The following is a 15,624-nucleotide window of genomic DNA, read 5'->3' as shown; positions in this document are numbered from 1 at the left end:
CTTCGACTTCGCCACCGTGGCCGGCACCCCCGACGCCGTGCTCGACGCCGCCCCCGTCGTTTTCCTGATGGTGTCCGACGACCAGGCCATCCGCGAGCTGTTCACCGGCGAGCACGGCCTGCTAAAGTCGTCCACCACTGGCCGGCTCCTCATCAACATGAGTACCGTTTCGCCCGGCATCAGCCAGGAAATGGCGAAGCTGAGCCAGGCCCACGGCCACCAGTACCTCGACGCCCCCGTATCGGGCAGCGTGAAGCAGGCCGAAACCGGCCAGCTCGCCATCATGGTCGGCGGCGAAGAAGCCGCGTTCCACCAGGCCGAACCGTTGCTGGTACCCCTAGGCAAGCTGGCCCTGCGCGTAGGCGACGCCGGCGCCGGCAACACCGCCAAGCTCGCCATGAACGTGCTGCTCGGCTTCCAAGCCCAGGGTCTGGCCGAGGCCGTCGTCTTCGCCCAGCAGCACGGCTTGGCCACCGCCGACCTGCTCACGCTGATTAAAAACAGCGCCCTCGCCAGCACCTTCATGACCATCAAGGGCGAAGCCCTGCTGAACGAGAATTACCAAGCCGCCTTTGCCCTCAAGCTGCTGGCCAAAGACCTGCGTCTGGCCAAAGCCGAGGGCCTGCACACCCCGCTGGCCAATACCGTACATCAAACCTTCCAGGACGCCGAAGCCGCCCACGGCGACGAGGACGTCATCGCCATCCTCAAACATCTGAACGGGTAGGGGTGGGGCTCGACCCCGCCCATCGTTGTACGACTCGCGCCTGAATCGTTCGACGTTCGGGTGGATACAGGCCCCGCCCCTGCATCGTATCGGGCCATTCGCGGGCAATACTTGAAAGAAGTTTCGCCGGCGGACTTGCAAAAGCGCCTGAAAGACTGCTACCTTTGCACACCCAAAACCCGAGGCGTGCCTCAAAATCATTTGGCAGGTTGCCGAAAGAAACCATTGGCCGGACCGTCGCCGGACGTGCCAAGTAGTCTTAACCCGAAATTTCGTTGGTCCCGTTGGGCACCCGGCGAAATTTTCTTATCTTTGCGCTCCGAAAAAAGCGGACGTATTTAATTATCAATGAACACTGACCCCATTGCCGACTACCTGACCCGGGTGCGCAACGCCATCAAGGCGAACCACCGGGTGGTAGAAATCCCGGCCAGCAACATCAAAAAGGAAATCACGAAAGTGCTGTACCACAAAGGGTACATCCAATCGTACCGTTTTGATGATTCGTCGGTTCAGGGCACCATCAAAATCGCCCTGAAGTACAACCCCACCACGAAGGCCCCCGCCATCACCAAGCTGCAGCGCGTTTCGACGCCCGGCTTGCGTCAATATGTGGCAGCCGACAACCTGCCCCGCGTCCTCAGCGGCCTGGGTGTGGCCATCATCTCGACCTCGAAAGGCGTGATGACCGAAAAGGAGTGCAAAACCGAGAACGTGGGCGGCGAGGTGCTGTGCTACGTGTACTAGTCCGGAACCGCTTTAGCAAATTCAATTATGTCACGTATTGGTAAACTGCCGATTGCCGTCCCCGCCGGGGTCGCCATCTCGGTCGACAAAGACAACGCGGTGACGGTGAAAGGCCCCAAAGGCTCGCTCACTACGCAAGTAGACCGCGATATCGCCGTTGCTATCGAAGACGGTACCCTCACCGTAACCCGTCCCACGGAGCAGAAGCGCCACAAGGCCATGCACGGCCTCTACCGCGCCCTCATCAACAACATGATTACCGGCGTGAGCGCTGGTTTCGAGAAGAAGCTCGAGCTGGTGGGCGTAGGCTACAAGGCCACCGCCACCGGCAGCACGCTGGAACTGGCCCTCGGTTACTCGCACAACGTGTACCTGGCCCTGCCGAAAGAAGTAGCCGCCATGGCCGTTACCGAAAAAGGCAAAAACCCCATCGTGACCCTGACCAGCATCGACAACCAGCTGCTGGGCCAAGTGGCCGCCAAAATCCGTTCGCTGCGCAAAGTGGAGCCCTACAAAGGCAAAGGCGTGCGCTTCGTGGGTGAGATTATCCGTCGCAAAGCTGGTAAAACGGCTTCTAAATAAATTCGCATCATGGCATTTGATAAAGCAACTCGCCGCAAGCGGATTCAGCGCATCATCCGCACGAAAGTGTCCGGCACCTCGGAGCGTCCGCGCCTGTCGGTGTTCCGCAGCAACACGGGCATCTATGCTCAGATTATCGACGACACGACCGGCCGCACGCTGGCCGCTGCTACGTCGAAAAAAGTAACCGCCGAAGGTGGTAACGGCGTGGCCCTGGCCGCCGCCGTAGGCCGGCAGCTCGCCGCTGTAGCTCAGGAGAAAGGCATCACGAAAGTGGTGTTCGACCGCTCGGGCTACCTCTACCACGGTCGCGTAAAATCATTGGCTGAAGGTGCCCGCGAAGGCGGCCTCAATTTCTAAACTATCATGGCGCAAGAACGCGACAACAACAACCGGGGCGGGGGCGACCGTCAGCGCAGCAACGACCGCGACCGGAACAAGGACAACTCCCGCATGGGCGCTGATTCCGACTTCAAAGAAAAAGTAGTAGCTATCAACCGCGTAGCGAAGGTGGTGAAAGGCGGCCGCCGCTTCAGCTTCTCCGCCATCGTGGTGGTGGGCGACGGCAACGGCAACGTGGGCTACGGCCTCGGCAAAGCCAACGAAGTGACCGACGCCATTGCCAAAGGCATTGACGACGCCAAGAAGAACATTGTGAAGGTACCGATGTACAAGCACACCGTTCCCCACCTCATGGAAGGCCGCTACGGCGGTGGTTTCGTGCTGGTGCAGCCCGCTGCCGCTGGTACGGGCGTAATCGCCGGCGGTGCCATGCGCGCCGTGTTCGAGAGTGCCGGCATCAAGGACGTGCTGGCGAAGTCGAAAGGCTCGTCGAACCCCCACAACGTGGTAAAAGCAACGTTTGCCGCCCTCGCCAAAATGCGCGACCCGCTGCAAATCGCTCAAGCCCGTGGTATCTCTTTGGCCCGCGTTTTTAACGGTTAATTGAACATGGCACAAATTCAAGTAAAGCTCGTGCGCAGCGCCATCGACCGCCCCGAGCGTCAGAAGCGCATCGTTCAGTCCCTGGGCCTGAACAAACTCAACAGCACCGCGCAGCACGACGTGAACCCGTCCATTATGGGCATGGTAAACAGCGTGAAACACCTGCTCGAAGTAACTGAACTGTAAGACTCGTATTTCGTCATGCTCAATCTCAGCAATCTCCAACCCGCCGTCGGCTCTACCAAGGGCAAGAAAATCGTCGGCCGGGGCGAAGGCTCCACGCGCGGCGGTACGTCGACGCGGGGCCACAAAGGCGCCAAGTCGCGTTCGGGCTACAAGCGTAAGTCCGGCTTCGAAGGCGGCCAGATGCCCCTCCAGCGTCGTGTGCCCAAGTTCGGCTTCAAGAGCCTGAACCGCGTCGAGTACAAGGCTATCAACCTCGATGCCCTCACCTCGCTGCTCGACAAAGACGCTTCGGCTACGACCATGGACGCCGCGTACTTCGTGGCCAACGGTCTGGTGTCGAAAAACGCCAAAATCAAAGTTCTCGGCCGCGGCGAAATCGCCAAGGCGGTAGAAGTTCATGCTCACGCGTTCTCGAAGTCGGCCGTTGAAGCCATCGAGAAGGCCGGCGGCAAAGCGGTAACGCTCTAATAGCTACCTTCGGCAATGAATAAGTTTATCGAGTCGATAAAAAACATCTTTGCGATTGAGGATTTGCGTACGCGAATCCTCAATACGCTTTTCTTCATTGCCATCTATCGCCTAGGCGTTTACGTGGTGTTGCCGGGCGTGGACCCCACGCAGCTCAAGACCGGCGCCCAAGGCTTGTTTGGCATTCTGGATACGCTGCTCGGCGGCGCTTTCAGCCACGCGTCCATCTTCGCGCTGGGCATCATGCCGTACATCTCGGCGTCGATTGTGTTGCAGCTGCTCACCATCGCCGTGCCCTACTTCCAGAAGCTCCAGAAGGAAGGCGAGTCGGGACGTAAGAAAATCAACCAGTACACCCGGATTCTCACGATTCCGATTGTGTTGGCCCAATCGGTTGGCTTCATCGCCACGATTAACGCCGAAGCCATCATCAACCCCGGCACGTTCTTCACCATCTCGACCATGATTATCATCACGGCCGGCACGCTGTTCTGCATGTGGCTGGGCGAGAAAATCACGGACAAAGGCATCGGCAACGGTATCTCCATGATTATCATGATTGGTATCGTGTCGCGTCTCCCCGGTGCCATCATCGGTGAGGCCGCTGCCAAAGGCGTGAACAAGTCCCTGATTTTCCTGCTGGAAATGGTGGTGCTGTTCCTCGTGGTAATGGCGGTTATCGTGCTCACGCAAGCGGTTCGCCGCATCGCGGTGCAGTACGCTAAGCAAGTTGGCGGCACCACGCAACTGGATGCGCAGCGTCAGTTCATTCCCCTCAAGGTGAATGCAGCCGGTGTAATGCCCATCATCTTCGCCCAGTCGTTGATGTTCGTACCCGCCATCGTGGCGTCGGTATGGCAGAACCAGAGCGATACCGCCAGCTACATCGGCGTGAAGTTTTCGGACTACACTTCGTGGCAGTACAACCTGACCTTCGGCCTGCTGATTATCATCTTCACCTACTTCTACACGGCTATCAGCGTCAATCCTAACCAGATTGCCGATGACCTGAAGCGGAGCGGTGGTTTCGTGCCCGGCGTGAAACCTGGCCGCGATACCTCGGAATACATCGATGAAATTCTGACGCGCATCACCCTGCCGGGTGCCGTGGCGCTGGCTCTCATCGCCATTTTCCCCGCGCTGGCTTTGTTGCTGGGCGTAACCCGTCCGTTCTCGGCTTTCTATGGCGGCACGTCACTCATCATCATGGTGGGGGTAGTGCTCGACACGGTGAACCAGGTGCAGAGCTACTTGTTGATGCAGCACTACGACGGCATGATGAAATCGGGTAAGCTGCGCGGTCGCACGGCCCAGCCCATTTCCATTGCCTCGTAATTTAACAATGGCAAAAGGTCCGATTCAATACAAAACCGAAGAGGAGATTGACCTCATGCGGGCAAGCGGCCAACTGCTTGCCCGGGCTCACGGCGAAGTCGCGAGCTTGGTGAAGGAAGGAGTAACGACGCGGCAGCTGGACAAGCGCGCGGAGGAGTTCATCCGGGACCACGGCGGAATACCTTCCTTCAAAGGATTATACGGTTTCCCCTATAGCCTGTGTCTCTCGCCGAATTCGGTGGTGGTGCACGGGTTCGCCACCGACGAGCCGCTGAAAAGTGGCGACATCATCTCGGTGGATTGCGGGGTGTTGCTGAATGGCTACCATTCAGATAGTGCTTACACTTACCCAATCGGGGAAGTGGCGCCGGAAGTGCTGACGCTGCTCAAGGAAACGAAAGCGGCGCTGTACAAAGGCATCGAACAAGCCGTGAGCGGCAACCGCGTGGGCGACATTAGCTATGCTATCCAGAACCATGTAAGCCGTTTGGGCTACGGGGTGGTGCGCGAGTTGGTGGGCCACGGCGTGGGAGCCGAGTTGCACGAGAAACCCGAGGTGCCGAACTATGGCAAGCGGGGCTCGGGGCCGCTCTTGCAAACGGGGTTGACCTTGGCCATTGAGCCGATGGTCAACCTGGGCAAGAAGGACGTGGTGCAGGAGGCGGATGGCTGGACCATTCGCACCAAAGACCGCAAACCTTCGGCGCACTTTGAGCACACCGTAGTAGTTAGAAAAGAAAAGGCGGAGATTCTCACCTCCTTTGAATACATCGAAAAAGCATTGCAGCAGTAGCCCTTATGGCAAAACAAGCCTCGATTGAGCAGGACGGTACCATCCTCGAAGCCCTTTCCAACGCCATGTTCCGCGTGGAGCTGGAAAACGGTCACCAACTGATTGCCCACATTTCGGGCAAGATGCGGATGCACTACATCAAGATTCTGCCCGGCGACAAGGTGAAGCTGGAAATGTCGCCCTACGACTTGTCGAAGGGCCGGATTAAGTATCGTTATAAATAAACCCGTTTCCCTTCACAGGTCATGAAAGTAAAAACCTCGGTGAAAAAGCGTAGCGTGGACTGCAAACTGGTCCGCCGTAATGGCAAGCTCTACGTCATCAACAAGAAAAACCCCCGCTTTAAGCAGCGTCAGGGTTAATTCAATTTTTAGAACCCCGGAACCTTGGGTACTGGGCAGGTGGTTAAGCACTTCCTGCCCGCCTTCCAAGTAGTTGCCGGGTTTCTGTCCGCAAACACATAACCACACACAATGGCTCGTATCGCAGGGGTTGATATCCCGGACAACAAGCGCGGCGAAATTTCGCTGACCTACATCTTCGGCATCGGCCGGAGCAACGCCAGCAAGATTCTGGTAAAAGCTGGCGTCGACGTCAACAAGAAGGTGAAGGACTGGACCGACGAGGAGTCGGGTGCTGTCCGCGCCATCATTGCCGCCGAGCACAAGACCGAAGGCGTGCTGCGCTCGGAAGTAACGACGAACATCAAGCGTTTGATGGACATCGGCTGCTACCGTGGTCTGCGTCACCGCAAAGGTCTGCCGGTTCGTGGTCAGCGCACCAAGAACAACTCGCGTACCCGCAAGGGCAAGCGCAAAACGGTGGCCGGCAAGAAGAAGGCAACGAAATAAACTTAACCGGGAATCGGCGCTGGCTCTGGCGAGTAGTATACTCGCGCAGCCAGCGCCAACACCTCCCGCATTTTTTGCGATAACCAAATGGCACAAAAAAGAAAAGACAAAGCCAAGAAGCGCGTTGTCGTGGTGGAGCAGGTGGGCCAGGTACACATCCGTGCCTCGTTCAACAACATCATCATCTCCATCACCAACAACAACGGTCAAGTTATTTCGTGGGCTTCGGCCGGCAAAATGGGCTTCCGTGGCTCGAAGAAAAATACGCCCTACGCCGCTCAAATGGCGATGAGCGACTGCGGCAAAGTAGCCCACGACTTGGGCATGCGCAAAGCCGAAGTATTCGTGAAAGGCCCGGGTGCGGGCCGTGAGTCGGCCATCCGCGCCCTCGGCAACGTGGGCATTGAGGTGACCACCATCCGCGACGTAACGCCGCTGCCCCACAACGGCTGCCGCCCTCCCAAGCGTCGTCGCGTTTAGTTTTTCACATCAGTTAGGATAATCAAATGGCACGTTATACCGGCCCTACCTCAAAAATTGCCCGTCGCTTCAACGAGCCGATTTTCGGCCCGAGCAAGGCGCTCAACAAGAAAGCATATCCTCCGGGCCAGCACGGCCGCGGCCGCCGCAAGAAGCAGTCGGAATACGCGGTGCAGCTGATGGAGAAGCAGAAGGTGAAGTACATGTATGGCATGTTGGAGAAGCAATTCGAAAACCTGTTCCACAAGGCTGCCACCATGCCCGGCATCACCGGCGACAACCTGCTCGCCCTGCTGGAAGCCCGTCTGGACAACACCGTGTACCGTTTGGGCATTGCCTCGACGCGTCGCGCGGCTCGTCAGCTGGTGGGCCACAAGCATATCACCGTGAACGGTGAAGTGGTGAACATCCCTTCGTACCACCTGCGTCCCGGCGACATCGTGGCCGTGCGTGAGAAGTCGAAGTCGTTGGAAGCCATTACCACGAGCCTGTCGGTTCGCAACTCGCGCCAGTTCTCGTGGCTGGAGTGGGACGGCAAGGAGTTGGCTGGCAAGTTCACCAATGCTCCTTCGCGCGAGCTGATTCCGGAGAAAATTACGGAGCAGCTCATCGTCGAACTGTATTCGAAGTAATAGCGCTACTGGTAGCGGCCCGGCAGTTTGCCGGGCCGCACTTGTGCTTACTCGATTAGGCAGCGCACGCTTCGGCTTGCGCTTATTGAGTTTAAGCGGTTTGCGCCAAGGTTTCTTTAATATCCGGCACAGGCTAGGGCCGGTGCTACAACTTTTTTAACGCCCCACATATGTCAATCTTAGCTTTTCAGATGCCGGAGAAAGTGGTGATGGAGAAATCCGACGACTTCACCGGGACGTTTGAATTTAAGCCGCTCGAGAAGGGCTACGGCGTCACCATCGGCAATGCGCTGCGTCGCATTCTGTTGTCGTCGCTGGAGGGTTTCGCCATCACTTCGGTGCGCACCAACAGCGTGCTGCACGAGTTTTCGACCATCGAAGGCGTGATTGAGGACATGTCCGAAATCATTCTGAACCTGAAAATGGTTCGCTTCAAGAAGGTGAGCGACGCCATCTCGGATAAAATTACGGTGCGCGTGAAAGGCCAGGATACCTTCTCGGGCGCTGATATTGCCAAGTTCGCCAGCGGCTTCGAAGTGCTGAACCCCGACCACGTGATTGCTCACCTCGACCCCAGCGTGGAGCTGGAGATGGAGCTGACGATTGCCCGGGGCCGCGGCTACGTGCCCGCCGACGAGAATAAGCCGGCTGACCAGGTTTTCGGTCAGATTGCCATCGACGCTATCTACACGCCCATCAAAAACGTGAAGTATAGCATTGAGAACACCCGTGTGGAGCAGAAGACCGACTATGAGAAGCTCGTTATCGAGATTCAGACCGACGGTTCGATTCACCCGGAGGACGCGCTGAAAGGTGCGGCCAACATCCTCATTCAGCACTTCATGCTGTTCTCGGATAACACGATGACCCTCGAGGGCCCGCGCGTGACCGAGGACGAGCCGATTGATGAGGAAACCATGCAGATGCGCAAGATGCTCAAGACTCCGCTGGAGGACATGGAGCTCAGCGTACGCGCGAAGAACTGCCTGAAGGCGGCCGACATCAAGACGATGGGTGAGCTGGTGCAGCTCGAAATCGCCGACATGATGAAGTTCCGCAACTTCGGTAAGAAGAGCCTCACCGAACTCGAAAACCTCGTGGAAGAGCGTGGCCTGGAGTTCGGCATGGACCTGAGCAAGTATCGGCTCGACGAAGAATAATTATTTGATGTGGAGATGTGAAAATGTGGAAAGATGAGCTTCGAGCTCGGTTTTCATTTTCACATCTCCACATTTTTTCATTTTCACATTTTTCACCAGTGTGCCCCAGGGGCAGCGGTTCTAATGAGGCCTTGAGGCCCGCCGTGGTCGCCGCCCGCAAGCACACATTTTTTTACACGACCAATGCGTCACGGAAGAAAAATTAACCACCTGGGCCGTACCACCGCCCACCGCCACGCCATGCTCTCGAACATGGCTTCGTCGCTCATCCTGCACAAGCGTCTGACGACGACTGTGGCCAAAGCCAAAGCCCTGCGCAAGTACGTGGAGCCGATGCTGACCAAGTCGAAGGAAGACACGACGCATTCGCGTCGTATGGTGTTCGCCGCCCTGCAGGACAAAGAGTCGATTAAAGAGCTGTTTGGCAACATTTCGGGCAAAATTGCTAACCGTCCCGGTGGCTATACCCGCATCCTGAAGCTGAGCGACAGCCGTCTGGGTGACAACGCCGAGATGTGCATCATCGAACTGGTGGACTTCAACGAGACCCTGATTGAGTCGAAGCAGGCGGCTGCTGATAAGGCTGCTGGCACTACCCGTCGTTCGCGTCGTGGTGGTAAGAAGGCTGCTGGCGATGCGGCTACTTCGGCTACCGAAGTGAAAGGCGAAGCTGTAGCCCCGAATGCTAAGGTTGAGCAGTCGGCTCCGGCTGATACGGCTACCGAAACGCTGCACAATGGCGAGAGCCGCGAAGAAGCCAAGGCTGACGAAGCCGGTGCTTAATTCGTAGTAATTGCTGCAAGATTGAAAGGGACGCTCCGCGAGGGGCGTCCCTTTTTTTGTGCTGACGAGGGGTTTTATTCGCGCAGCCGGTGCGCCTCACCCCCGGCCCCTCTCCAAAAAGGAGAGGGATGCCAAGCGAATTGGGATTGGGTGGGTAAGCTGCTTTGGGTTCGCAGGTGGTTTGCTTGGGTTCGTGGAAGTTTTAGGTGGGTTGGAAAGATTGCGGGTGCTTTCGTAGGGTTGGGAGGCGTGTTTTGGGCATCTTTTAACCCAAACGCTGACGCCATGAGAGCCTGCTTTACTTTACTGATTCTGTTGTTGATGGTGGGACGGGGCTTCGGCCAGCAGGTGCTCGTGACGGGTCGCGTGCTGGATATGAAGCAACAAGCAGTGCCGTTTGCGACGGTGTTGCTGGTGGCGGCCGGTGATTCGGTCGCGGTGGACGCGGGCCGGGCGGATGAGCAGGGTGCTTATGTGTTGAAGGCGAAGCGGGCGGGGCAGTATCAGGTAGCGGCTACGGCCGTGGGGTTTCAGAAGGCTAGGAGCGGTGCTTTCGCAGTGGGTGCGGCGGCGGTACGCGTGCCGGCGCTGGTGCTGGTGGCTTCGGCGCAGACGCTGGGCGAGGTGCAGGTGGTGGGCCGCAAGCCACTGCTGGAGATGCAGGCGGGTAAGATGGTGGTGAACGTGGCAGGTAGCCTCACGGCGGGCGCTACGGCGCTGGAGGCGCTGCAGAAGGTGCCGGGGCTGGTGGTGATGAACAACCGCATCAGCGTAGTGGGGCGTGAGGGCGTGATTATTCAGATTGATGGGCGCACGACGCAATACACCGATGTGGTGAGCGTGCTGAAGGACTTTCCGAGCAGCAGCATCGAGCGGATTGAGGTGCTGACGCAGCCGGACGCCAGCCACGACGCGGCGGGCAACGCGGGCATCATCAACATCATTCTGAGCAAGAATGCCGACCTGGGTACCAACGGCACGCTGACGGTAGCGGGCGGCTACGGGCGCTTCGGCAAGGGCAGTGCGACGCTGGATTTGACCCACCGCACCAAGCAGCTGAACCTGTTCGGCAACTACGGCTACACCTACCGGAAAACGTACGAGCAGCTGAATACCGAGCGCCAAGGCACCGGAGCGGAAGGAAACTATCACCAAACCAGCTACCAGCCGCGGGAGGCCAATGTGCAGACCCTCCGCGCCGGGGCCGACTACCGCCTGACGCAGCGGCAGACGGTGGGCCTGCTACTGAATGGCTACACCAACCGCACCACCGTGGCGGGCCAGAATCAGACCGAAGCCAGCAGCGGCACCGGCGTGCAGACGACAAACAACACGCGCCGCCTGACGGACTCGTACGCCGGCAACGTCAACTACAAGCTGCTGCTCGATACGCTGGGGCAGGAGCTGACGGCCGACGCGGACTACTCGCGCTACCGCTCCGACAGCTACGGGCGGCTGCGCAATGAGGTGGTGGCCGACGGCCGGGGCCGCACGGAGCAGCTACAGAACGACCAGCTGACGGATATCACGCTGCGCTCGGGCAAGGTAGACTACCGCCGGCCGGTGCGGGCCGGGCTAAAGGTGGCGCTGGGAGCGAAGGCCAGCCAGGCCACGATTGGTAGCGTGGTGGCGCTGAGCGGTGGCGCGGTGGCGCGCAACGATGATTTCAGCTACACGGAAGGAATTCGGGCGGCGTACGGGCAGGCGGAGGGCACGGCGTGGAGCGTGAACTGGCAGGGCGGGCTGCGGGGCGAATGGACGAATACGCGGGCTATTTCACGGACTGATGGGCAGCTAGTAGAGCGCAGTTACGGCCAGCTCTTTCCGAGCCTGAGCCTAGACCGGGCAGTGTATAAATCGGCGGGGCTGAGCCTGGCTTATAGCCGCCGCATCGACCGGCCGAGCTACCAGGATTTGAACCCCAGTATTGTGTACCTCGACCCGTACACCTCGCAGCGCGGCAACCGGTTCCTGAAGCCGCAGTTCACCAATGACTATAAACTGTCCCTCACGTGGCAGAAGCAGCCCTTCCTGATGCTGGGCTACAGCCGCACGCAGGATGCTATTAGCCTGGTGACGGCTACGGAGGACAGTGCGGTGTACTCGACCACGGCCAACCTCGACCACTTGGAGCGGTATAGCGGCACGGTGAACTTCCCGCTGAACATGGGCAAGCGCATGACGGGCTACGCGGGCGTGAACGTGTTTTACAATCAGTATCTGAGCCAGTACCTGGGCAGCACCTACCGCAACGGGCGCACAGCGGCCACCTTTTATGCGCAGTCGAATACGAAGCTGCCGCACGGCTTCACGTTTGAAGTATCGAGCTACTACCAGACGGCGGGCGTGAACGGGCTGGTAAACTTCCGCGGCTTCGGGGCGCTGAACCTGGGCTTGCAGAAGACGCTGCTGAACGAGCGGGCTACCTTCCGACTGTCGCTGAACGACGCGCTGTTTTCGGCCAAGCAGCGCGGCACGGTGCGCTACCAGAACCTGGACGTGAGCTTCCTGAGCTATGGCGAGAGCCGGCAGCTGCGGGCCAGCTTCAGCTACAAGCTGGGTAATGCGCAGATGAAAGCCGCCCGCAAGCGGGGCACTGGGCTGGACGAGGAGCGGGGCCGCGTGAAAACGGATAAGGAATAGCTTCTTCGGCAACTTTCCCGGTTCTTCGCCCCATGAAACTGTCGCTGCAACGGCCGAGCCGCTCCGACCTGCTGCTGGTGCTGGTGTACTGGCTGCTGGCGGCCCCCATCATCTTCTTTAGCTACAGCCGTGAGTATGCGCTGGAGCGCGCCGTGGCGGGCATTCTCTACACTATTGTGCTCGATTCGGCAGCGGTGTACCTGCTCGTTTTTGGGTTTTTGCCGCTGGTGCTGGCCCGGCGCAACCCGGTGGTGGTGCTGGGCGGGCTGGTGGTATTTGTGTTCATTGACGCGCACTTCTACTGGCTGGGCTACGATTTACTGTTCAGCTCCAAGCCCCTGCACTGGAACTTGCTCACCCTGCTAAACGCCGTGATGCACCACACCCAGAGCTACGGCATGCTGGGCATTCTGCTGGCCGGCAAGCGTTACGCCGATGTGCAGCGCCGCCTGCTCGAAACCCAGAAAGCGCAAACCGAAAGTGAGCTGCGCAGCCTGAAAGCCCAGATTGACCCGCACTTTCTGTTCAATAACCTCAACGTGCTGCGCGGCCTCATTCAGCAGGACCCGGCCGAGGCCAACGAGTACCTGGGCCGCTTCGCCAACCTTTACCGCTTCCTGATTCGGCACAAGGACGATGATTTTGTAGCGCTGGCCGACGAGCTGCGCTTCGTGGAGGAGTACGTGTACCTGTTGCGCCACCGCTTCGGTACGGCCTACGATTTCCGGCAGGAAATTGCGGTGGGGGTAGAGCCCGCCCGGCTGCTGGTGGTGCCGGGCACGGTGCAGCTGCTGGTCGAAAACGCCATCAAGCATAACGCCGGTGATGAGGATGCCCCGCTGCTCATCACCATCGAAGCCACGGCTACGGCCCTGACCGTGGCCCACCCGCGGCGGCCTAAGCGCACGGCCGTCGACTCGCTGGGCACGGGCCTGACCAACTTGCGCGAACGCTACCGCCTGCTCACCGACCAGGAAGTGCGTGTAGAGGCAACGACGGCCGTTTTTGCCGTAACGGTGCCGCTGCTGGCCCCTGCCCGCCCCGCGGTGCTTCAATCCCTGACTGCTGTATGAATATTCTGATTCTGGAAGACGAAGTGCTGGCCGCCCGCCAAACGGTGCAGTTTCTGGAGCGGGCCGGGCTAGGCCAGCCGGCGCCGCCCGTGCTGCGCAGCATCGAAAAAGCCCTGGCCTGGTTGCAAAGCAACCCCATGCCCGACCTGATTTTCTCCGATATCGAGCTGCTTGATGGCAACGTGTTTGCGCTCTACGAACAGTTTCGGGTGACGTGCCCGGTCATCTTCACCACGGCCTACGACCAGTTTCTGCTGCCCGCTTTCCGGGGCAATGGCATTGCCTACCTGCTCAAGCCCTTCGAGTACGAGCAGTTCGAGGAGGCACTCCATAAGTACCGCCTGCTGCAGAACAGCCTGCGTCCGGCTGCTACCGCGGTGCCCACCGCGCCCGCCGAAGTCTCGCTGAGCCCCCACGTGTTGCGTGAGTTGAGCGAGGCGCTGCGCCACCAGAACCAGCCGCAGTACAAACAACGGTTTTCAGTGCGGATGCGCACCGGGCTCTACCTGCTGCTGGTGGCTGACATTGCCTACGTACAGGCCGATGAAGGCGTGACGTTTGCGGTGGATGCCGCGGGCACCCGCTACCCGCTGGCGGGCACGCTCGCTGAGCTGGGGCGCCAGCTCGACCCACGCCAATTTGGCCGGCTCAATCGCTCGGAGCTGGTGAACGTGACTTTTGTGGAGAAAATGGAGCCGTATTTCAATAACCGGCTGGCGGTGCAGCTGCGCACCCGGCCGGCCACTACGCTCGTCACCAGCGCTGCCCAGACGCCGGAGTTCCGGCGCTGGCTGGAAGGCTAGACTACTGCGGGAAGGTGTACTCGTAGAGGTCGCCCTTCTCGGTACTGATGAGCAGCGTGCGGTCGTCTTTGAACACGGCACCTTCGGTCTGGCCGGCGCCTTCGAGCGAAACCTCGCGCGGCGTGGCTTTCAGAATATCGGCCCAGGTATTGCCGTCGAGGATGAACAGCTCGCCGCGGCCCAGCAGCACGAGGCGATGGCCGTCGGCCCGCAGAGCCGCATCGGTAACCTGGCCGGGAATGGCGAGGGTGGTGACGAGTTTGGCGGTGTAGGTACCGGGCTGCTCGGGCACAGTGTATACTTTGCTGGCCTGGTCCTGGGCGCGGTCTTTAGTGAACAGCCATACCTGGCCATTGTGCCAGAGGCTGGCTTCCACGTCGAAGTTGCGCTGCTTTTTCTTGGGCGGAAATTCGCTTTGGTCGGGATAGGAAAAGGCGATGGTGCCGACGGTTTGGGGCGCATCGGGCCGGAACTTGTAAAGCTTCAGGTCGCGGCGGGCCGACTCGTTGTTGCCGCAATCGCCGATGTAATAATTACCGCTGTTGTCGCGGCTCAGGCTTTCCCAGTCGTGGTTGGTGGCGGGCACGTCGAGCTTGCGTACCAGTTCGCCGGTCCCGTCAATTTCGTAGAGCGTGGGAGCGTTGCCATCGTCGCCAAAACTGAAGTAGTGGCCTGCAGTGGGCGCGGGCGCCAGGCCCGAGCTTTCGGGCACCACGCCCTTCACCGAGCCCACCTTACGCAAACCCGGAATGGCTGCGGCGGCGTCTTTGTTTTTGCGCCGGTCGCCGCCCTTGGGCATTTCCGGGGCCGTCTGGACGGTTGGCTTATCGGTTTGACTATCGGACTGCGCCTGCGAGCAGGCACTGGTGAGCAACAAGGCCGCAGCGGCCGGCAGCAGTGGAAGAAAGCGCATTAAAACAACAACTAGTGAGCCTGCCTATACGCAATCGAGGGGACTAGGGTACGGGGTCGTAGCCGTGCCCGCCCCACGGATGGCAGCGCCCGATGCGCCGCAGCGCCAGCCAGCCCCCGCGCCAGGGCCCGTACTTCGTGATGGCCTGCGTAGCATAGGCTGAGCAAGTGGGCGCGTAACGGCAGCTCGGGGCGGTGAGCGGGGAAATGAAGCGCTGATAAAACCAGACGAGGCCGAGAAAAAGGGCGCGGAACAGGCGGGAAAGCATGGCGATGAGCAATAATAACGGCGCGGAAAGCTACTTCGGTAGCGCATTCAGCTCCCGCTTCCAGTGCTCCCAATCGGGCAGCAGGCGGGTTTGCAGGTCGTAGAAAGCTTGGGAATGGTCGCCAACCAGCAGGTGGCAGCACTCGTGCAGCAGCACGTAGTCGAGGCACTCGGGGCGGGCGCGCACCAGCTCTGGCGAAAGCCGGATGCGGGCCGTGCGCGGCGTGCAGCTGCCC

The 15,624-nt window shown here is 59.6% G+C and carries 22 protein-coding genes; 19 read left to right on the top strand and 3 right to left on the bottom strand.

Features of this window, described 5'->3' with window-relative positions:
• From ACYVDE_RS04070 to ACYVDE_RS03980, 19 genes are all read left to right on the top strand, one after another.
• Positions 1-727, top strand: a 727-nt coding sequence (locus ACYVDE_RS04070) for an NAD(P)-dependent oxidoreductase (RefSeq protein ID WP_460500179.1), incomplete at its 5' end; no start/stop codon positions are given.
• A 348-nt stretch (positions 728-1,075) separates the two neighbouring features.
• The gene (rpsH, locus tag ACYVDE_RS04065; RefSeq protein ID WP_068191741.1) at positions 1,076-1,474 is read left to right on the top strand and encodes a 30S ribosomal protein S8; all 399 of its coding nucleotides are present in this window, start codon (positions 1,076-1,078) and stop codon (positions 1,472-1,474) included.
• A gap of 27 nt (positions 1,475-1,501) precedes the next feature.
• Positions 1,502-2,056 carry a 50S ribosomal protein L6 gene (gene rplF, locus ACYVDE_RS04060; RefSeq protein WP_460500178.1) on the top strand — a complete coding sequence of 185 codons (555 nt, stop codon included), beginning with the start codon at positions 1,502-1,504 and terminating at the stop codon, positions 2,054-2,056.
• 9 nt (positions 2,057-2,065) lie between these two features.
• Positions 2,066-2,416 carry a 50S ribosomal protein L18 gene (gene rplR, locus ACYVDE_RS04055; RefSeq protein ID WP_460500177.1) on the top strand — a complete coding sequence of 117 codons (351 nt, stop codon included), beginning with the start codon at positions 2,066-2,068 and terminating at the stop codon, positions 2,414-2,416.
• A 93-nt stretch (positions 2,417-2,509) separates the two neighbouring features.
• Positions 2,510-3,001: a 30S ribosomal protein S5 gene (gene rpsE, locus ACYVDE_RS04050; protein ID WP_196286704.1), complete on the top strand. Its 492-nt coding sequence runs from the start codon at positions 2,510-2,512 to the stop codon at positions 2,999-3,001.
• Between the two features lie 6 nt (positions 3,002-3,007).
• Positions 3,008-3,187, top strand: coding sequence for a 50S ribosomal protein L30 (gene rpmD / locus ACYVDE_RS04045; protein WP_196286030.1), 180 nt, complete (start codon positions 3,008-3,010; stop codon positions 3,185-3,187).
• A gap of 15 nt (positions 3,188-3,202) precedes the next feature.
• Positions 3,203-3,655 carry a large ribosomal subunit protein uL15 gene (gene rplO / locus ACYVDE_RS04040; RefSeq protein ID WP_460500175.1) on the top strand — a complete coding sequence of 151 codons (453 nt, stop codon included), beginning with the start codon at positions 3,203-3,205 and terminating at the stop codon, positions 3,653-3,655.
• Between the two features lie 15 nt (positions 3,656-3,670).
• Positions 3,671-4,990, top strand: a complete 1,320-nt coding sequence (secY, locus tag ACYVDE_RS04035) for a preprotein translocase subunit SecY (protein WP_460500174.1) — start codon at positions 3,671-3,673, stop codon at positions 4,988-4,990.
• 7 nt (positions 4,991-4,997) lie between these two features.
• Entirely contained in the window at positions 4,998-5,783 is a 786-nt protein-coding gene (map, locus tag ACYVDE_RS04030; protein ID WP_460500173.1) for a type I methionyl aminopeptidase, read from the top strand.
• A gap of 5 nt (positions 5,784-5,788) precedes the next feature.
• Positions 5,789-6,007 carry a translation initiation factor IF-1 gene (infA, locus tag ACYVDE_RS04025; protein ID WP_035567874.1) on the top strand — a complete coding sequence of 73 codons (219 nt, stop codon included), beginning with the start codon at positions 5,789-5,791 and terminating at the stop codon, positions 6,005-6,007.
• 21 nt (positions 6,008-6,028) lie between these two features.
• Positions 6,029-6,145 carry a 50S ribosomal protein L36 gene (rpmJ, locus tag ACYVDE_RS04020; RefSeq protein ID WP_046246595.1) on the top strand — a complete coding sequence of 39 codons (117 nt, stop codon included), beginning with the start codon at positions 6,029-6,031 and terminating at the stop codon, positions 6,143-6,145.
• Positions 6,146-6,256: 111 nt separating this feature from the next.
• Positions 6,257-6,634 carry a 30S ribosomal protein S13 gene (gene rpsM, locus ACYVDE_RS04015; RefSeq protein ID WP_196291020.1) on the top strand — a complete coding sequence of 126 codons (378 nt, stop codon included), beginning with the start codon at positions 6,257-6,259 and terminating at the stop codon, positions 6,632-6,634.
• A gap of 87 nt (positions 6,635-6,721) precedes the next feature.
• Positions 6,722-7,114: a 30S ribosomal protein S11 gene (rpsK, locus tag ACYVDE_RS04010; protein ID WP_196286035.1), complete on the top strand. Its 393-nt coding sequence runs from the start codon at positions 6,722-6,724 to the stop codon at positions 7,112-7,114.
• A gap of 26 nt (positions 7,115-7,140) precedes the next feature.
• Entirely contained in the window at positions 7,141-7,746 is a 606-nt protein-coding gene (gene rpsD, locus ACYVDE_RS04005; protein WP_243515577.1) for a 30S ribosomal protein S4, read from the top strand.
• 170 nt (positions 7,747-7,916) lie between these two features.
• Complete coding sequence (locus ACYVDE_RS04000; protein WP_196286037.1) at positions 7,917-8,906, top strand: DNA-directed RNA polymerase subunit alpha; 990 nt, start codon at positions 7,917-7,919, stop codon at positions 8,904-8,906.
• Positions 8,907-9,089: 183 nt separating this feature from the next.
• Positions 9,090-9,689 (top strand): bL17 family ribosomal protein, encoded by a 600-nt coding sequence (gene rplQ, locus ACYVDE_RS03995; protein WP_460500172.1) that lies wholly within the window; start codon positions 9,090-9,092, stop codon positions 9,687-9,689.
• 285 nt (positions 9,690-9,974) lie between these two features.
• Complete coding sequence (locus ACYVDE_RS03990) at positions 9,975-12,332, top strand: outer membrane beta-barrel protein (RefSeq protein ID WP_460500171.1); 2,358 nt, start codon at positions 9,975-9,977, stop codon at positions 12,330-12,332.
• 32 nt (positions 12,333-12,364) lie between these two features.
• Positions 12,365-13,405: a sensor histidine kinase gene (locus ACYVDE_RS03985; protein WP_460500170.1), complete on the top strand. Its 1,041-nt coding sequence runs from the start codon at positions 12,365-12,367 to the stop codon at positions 13,403-13,405.
• Positions 13,402-14,208, top strand: a complete 807-nt coding sequence (locus ACYVDE_RS03980; RefSeq protein ID WP_460500169.1) for a LytR/AlgR family response regulator transcription factor — start codon at positions 13,402-13,404, stop codon at positions 14,206-14,208. The genes ACYVDE_RS03985 and ACYVDE_RS03980 overlap by 4 nt, the downstream gene beginning before the upstream one ends.
• 1 nt (position 14,209) lies before the next feature.
• Here the strand turns inward: ACYVDE_RS03980 and ACYVDE_RS03975 are convergent, their stop codons facing one another.
• The 3 genes from ACYVDE_RS03975 to ACYVDE_RS03965 all read right to left on the bottom strand — a co-directional run.
• The gene (locus tag ACYVDE_RS03975) at positions 14,210-15,121 is read right to left on the bottom strand and encodes a hypothetical protein (protein ID WP_460500168.1); all 912 of its coding nucleotides are present in this window, start codon (positions 15,119-15,121) and stop codon (positions 14,210-14,212) included.
• A 43-nt stretch (positions 15,122-15,164) separates the two neighbouring features.
• Complete coding sequence (yidD, locus tag ACYVDE_RS03970; protein ID WP_460500167.1) at positions 15,165-15,389, bottom strand: membrane protein insertion efficiency factor YidD; 225 nt, start codon at positions 15,387-15,389, stop codon at positions 15,165-15,167.
• Positions 15,390-15,419: 30 nt separating this feature from the next.
• Positions 15,420-15,624 (bottom strand): M48 metallopeptidase family protein (locus ACYVDE_RS03965; RefSeq protein WP_460500166.1); only part of this gene is annotated, 205 nt, incomplete at its 5' end.

Source organism: Hymenobacter agri (assembly GCF_054778495.1).
The sequence above is the reverse complement of the archived record's forward strand: the minus strand, read 5'-3'. Positions and strand labels throughout refer to the sequence as shown.

What these genes read in the sequence shown, in the direction of transcription:
- rpmD (WP_196286030.1), top strand. Translation starts at nt 3,008, where the DNA reads ATGGCACAAATTCAAGTAAAGCTCGTGCGCAGCGCCATCGACCGCCCC.
- ACYVDE_RS03975 (WP_460500168.1), bottom strand. Translation starts at nt 15,121, where the DNA reads ATGCGCTTTCTTCCACTGCTGCCGGCCGCTGCGGCCTTGTTGCTCACC.
- rplR (WP_460500177.1), top strand. Translation starts at nt 2,066, where the DNA reads ATGGCATTTGATAAAGCAACTCGCCGCAAGCGGATTCAGCGCATCATC.
- rpsE (WP_196286704.1), top strand. Translation starts at nt 2,510, where the DNA reads ATGGGCGCTGATTCCGACTTCAAAGAAAAAGTAGTAGCTATCAACCGC.
- rplO (WP_460500175.1), top strand. Translation starts at nt 3,203, where the DNA reads ATGCTCAATCTCAGCAATCTCCAACCCGCCGTCGGCTCTACCAAGGGC.
- ACYVDE_RS03980 (WP_460500169.1), top strand. Translation starts at nt 13,402, where the DNA reads ATGAATATTCTGATTCTGGAAGACGAAGTGCTGGCCGCCCGCCAAACG.
- secY (WP_460500174.1), top strand. Translation starts at nt 3,671, where the DNA reads ATGAATAAGTTTATCGAGTCGATAAAAAACATCTTTGCGATTGAGGAT.
- yidD (WP_460500167.1), bottom strand. Translation starts at nt 15,389, where the DNA reads ATGCTTTCCCGCCTGTTCCGCGCCCTTTTTCTCGGCCTCGTCTGGTTT.
- rpsM (WP_196291020.1), top strand. Translation starts at nt 6,257, where the DNA reads ATGGCTCGTATCGCAGGGGTTGATATCCCGGACAACAAGCGCGGCGAA.
- rplF (WP_460500178.1), top strand. Translation starts at nt 1,502, where the DNA reads ATGTCACGTATTGGTAAACTGCCGATTGCCGTCCCCGCCGGGGTCGCC.
- rpmJ (WP_046246595.1), top strand. Translation starts at nt 6,029, where the DNA reads ATGAAAGTAAAAACCTCGGTGAAAAAGCGTAGCGTGGACTGCAAACTG.
- ACYVDE_RS03990 (WP_460500171.1), top strand. Translation starts at nt 9,975, where the DNA reads ATGAGAGCCTGCTTTACTTTACTGATTCTGTTGTTGATGGTGGGACGG.
- ACYVDE_RS03985 (WP_460500170.1), top strand. Translation starts at nt 12,365, where the DNA reads ATGAAACTGTCGCTGCAACGGCCGAGCCGCTCCGACCTGCTGCTGGTG.
- infA (WP_035567874.1), top strand. Translation starts at nt 5,789, where the DNA reads ATGGCAAAACAAGCCTCGATTGAGCAGGACGGTACCATCCTCGAAGCC.
- ACYVDE_RS04000 (WP_196286037.1), top strand. Translation starts at nt 7,917, where the DNA reads ATGTCAATCTTAGCTTTTCAGATGCCGGAGAAAGTGGTGATGGAGAAA.
- rpsK (WP_196286035.1), top strand. Translation starts at nt 6,722, where the DNA reads ATGGCACAAAAAAGAAAAGACAAAGCCAAGAAGCGCGTTGTCGTGGTG.
- map (WP_460500173.1), top strand. Translation starts at nt 4,998, where the DNA reads ATGGCAAAAGGTCCGATTCAATACAAAACCGAAGAGGAGATTGACCTC.
- rpsH (WP_068191741.1), top strand. Translation starts at nt 1,076, where the DNA reads ATGAACACTGACCCCATTGCCGACTACCTGACCCGGGTGCGCAACGCC.
- rplQ (WP_460500172.1), top strand. Translation starts at nt 9,090, where the DNA reads ATGCGTCACGGAAGAAAAATTAACCACCTGGGCCGTACCACCGCCCAC.
- rpsD (WP_243515577.1), top strand. Translation starts at nt 7,141, where the DNA reads ATGGCACGTTATACCGGCCCTACCTCAAAAATTGCCCGTCGCTTCAAC.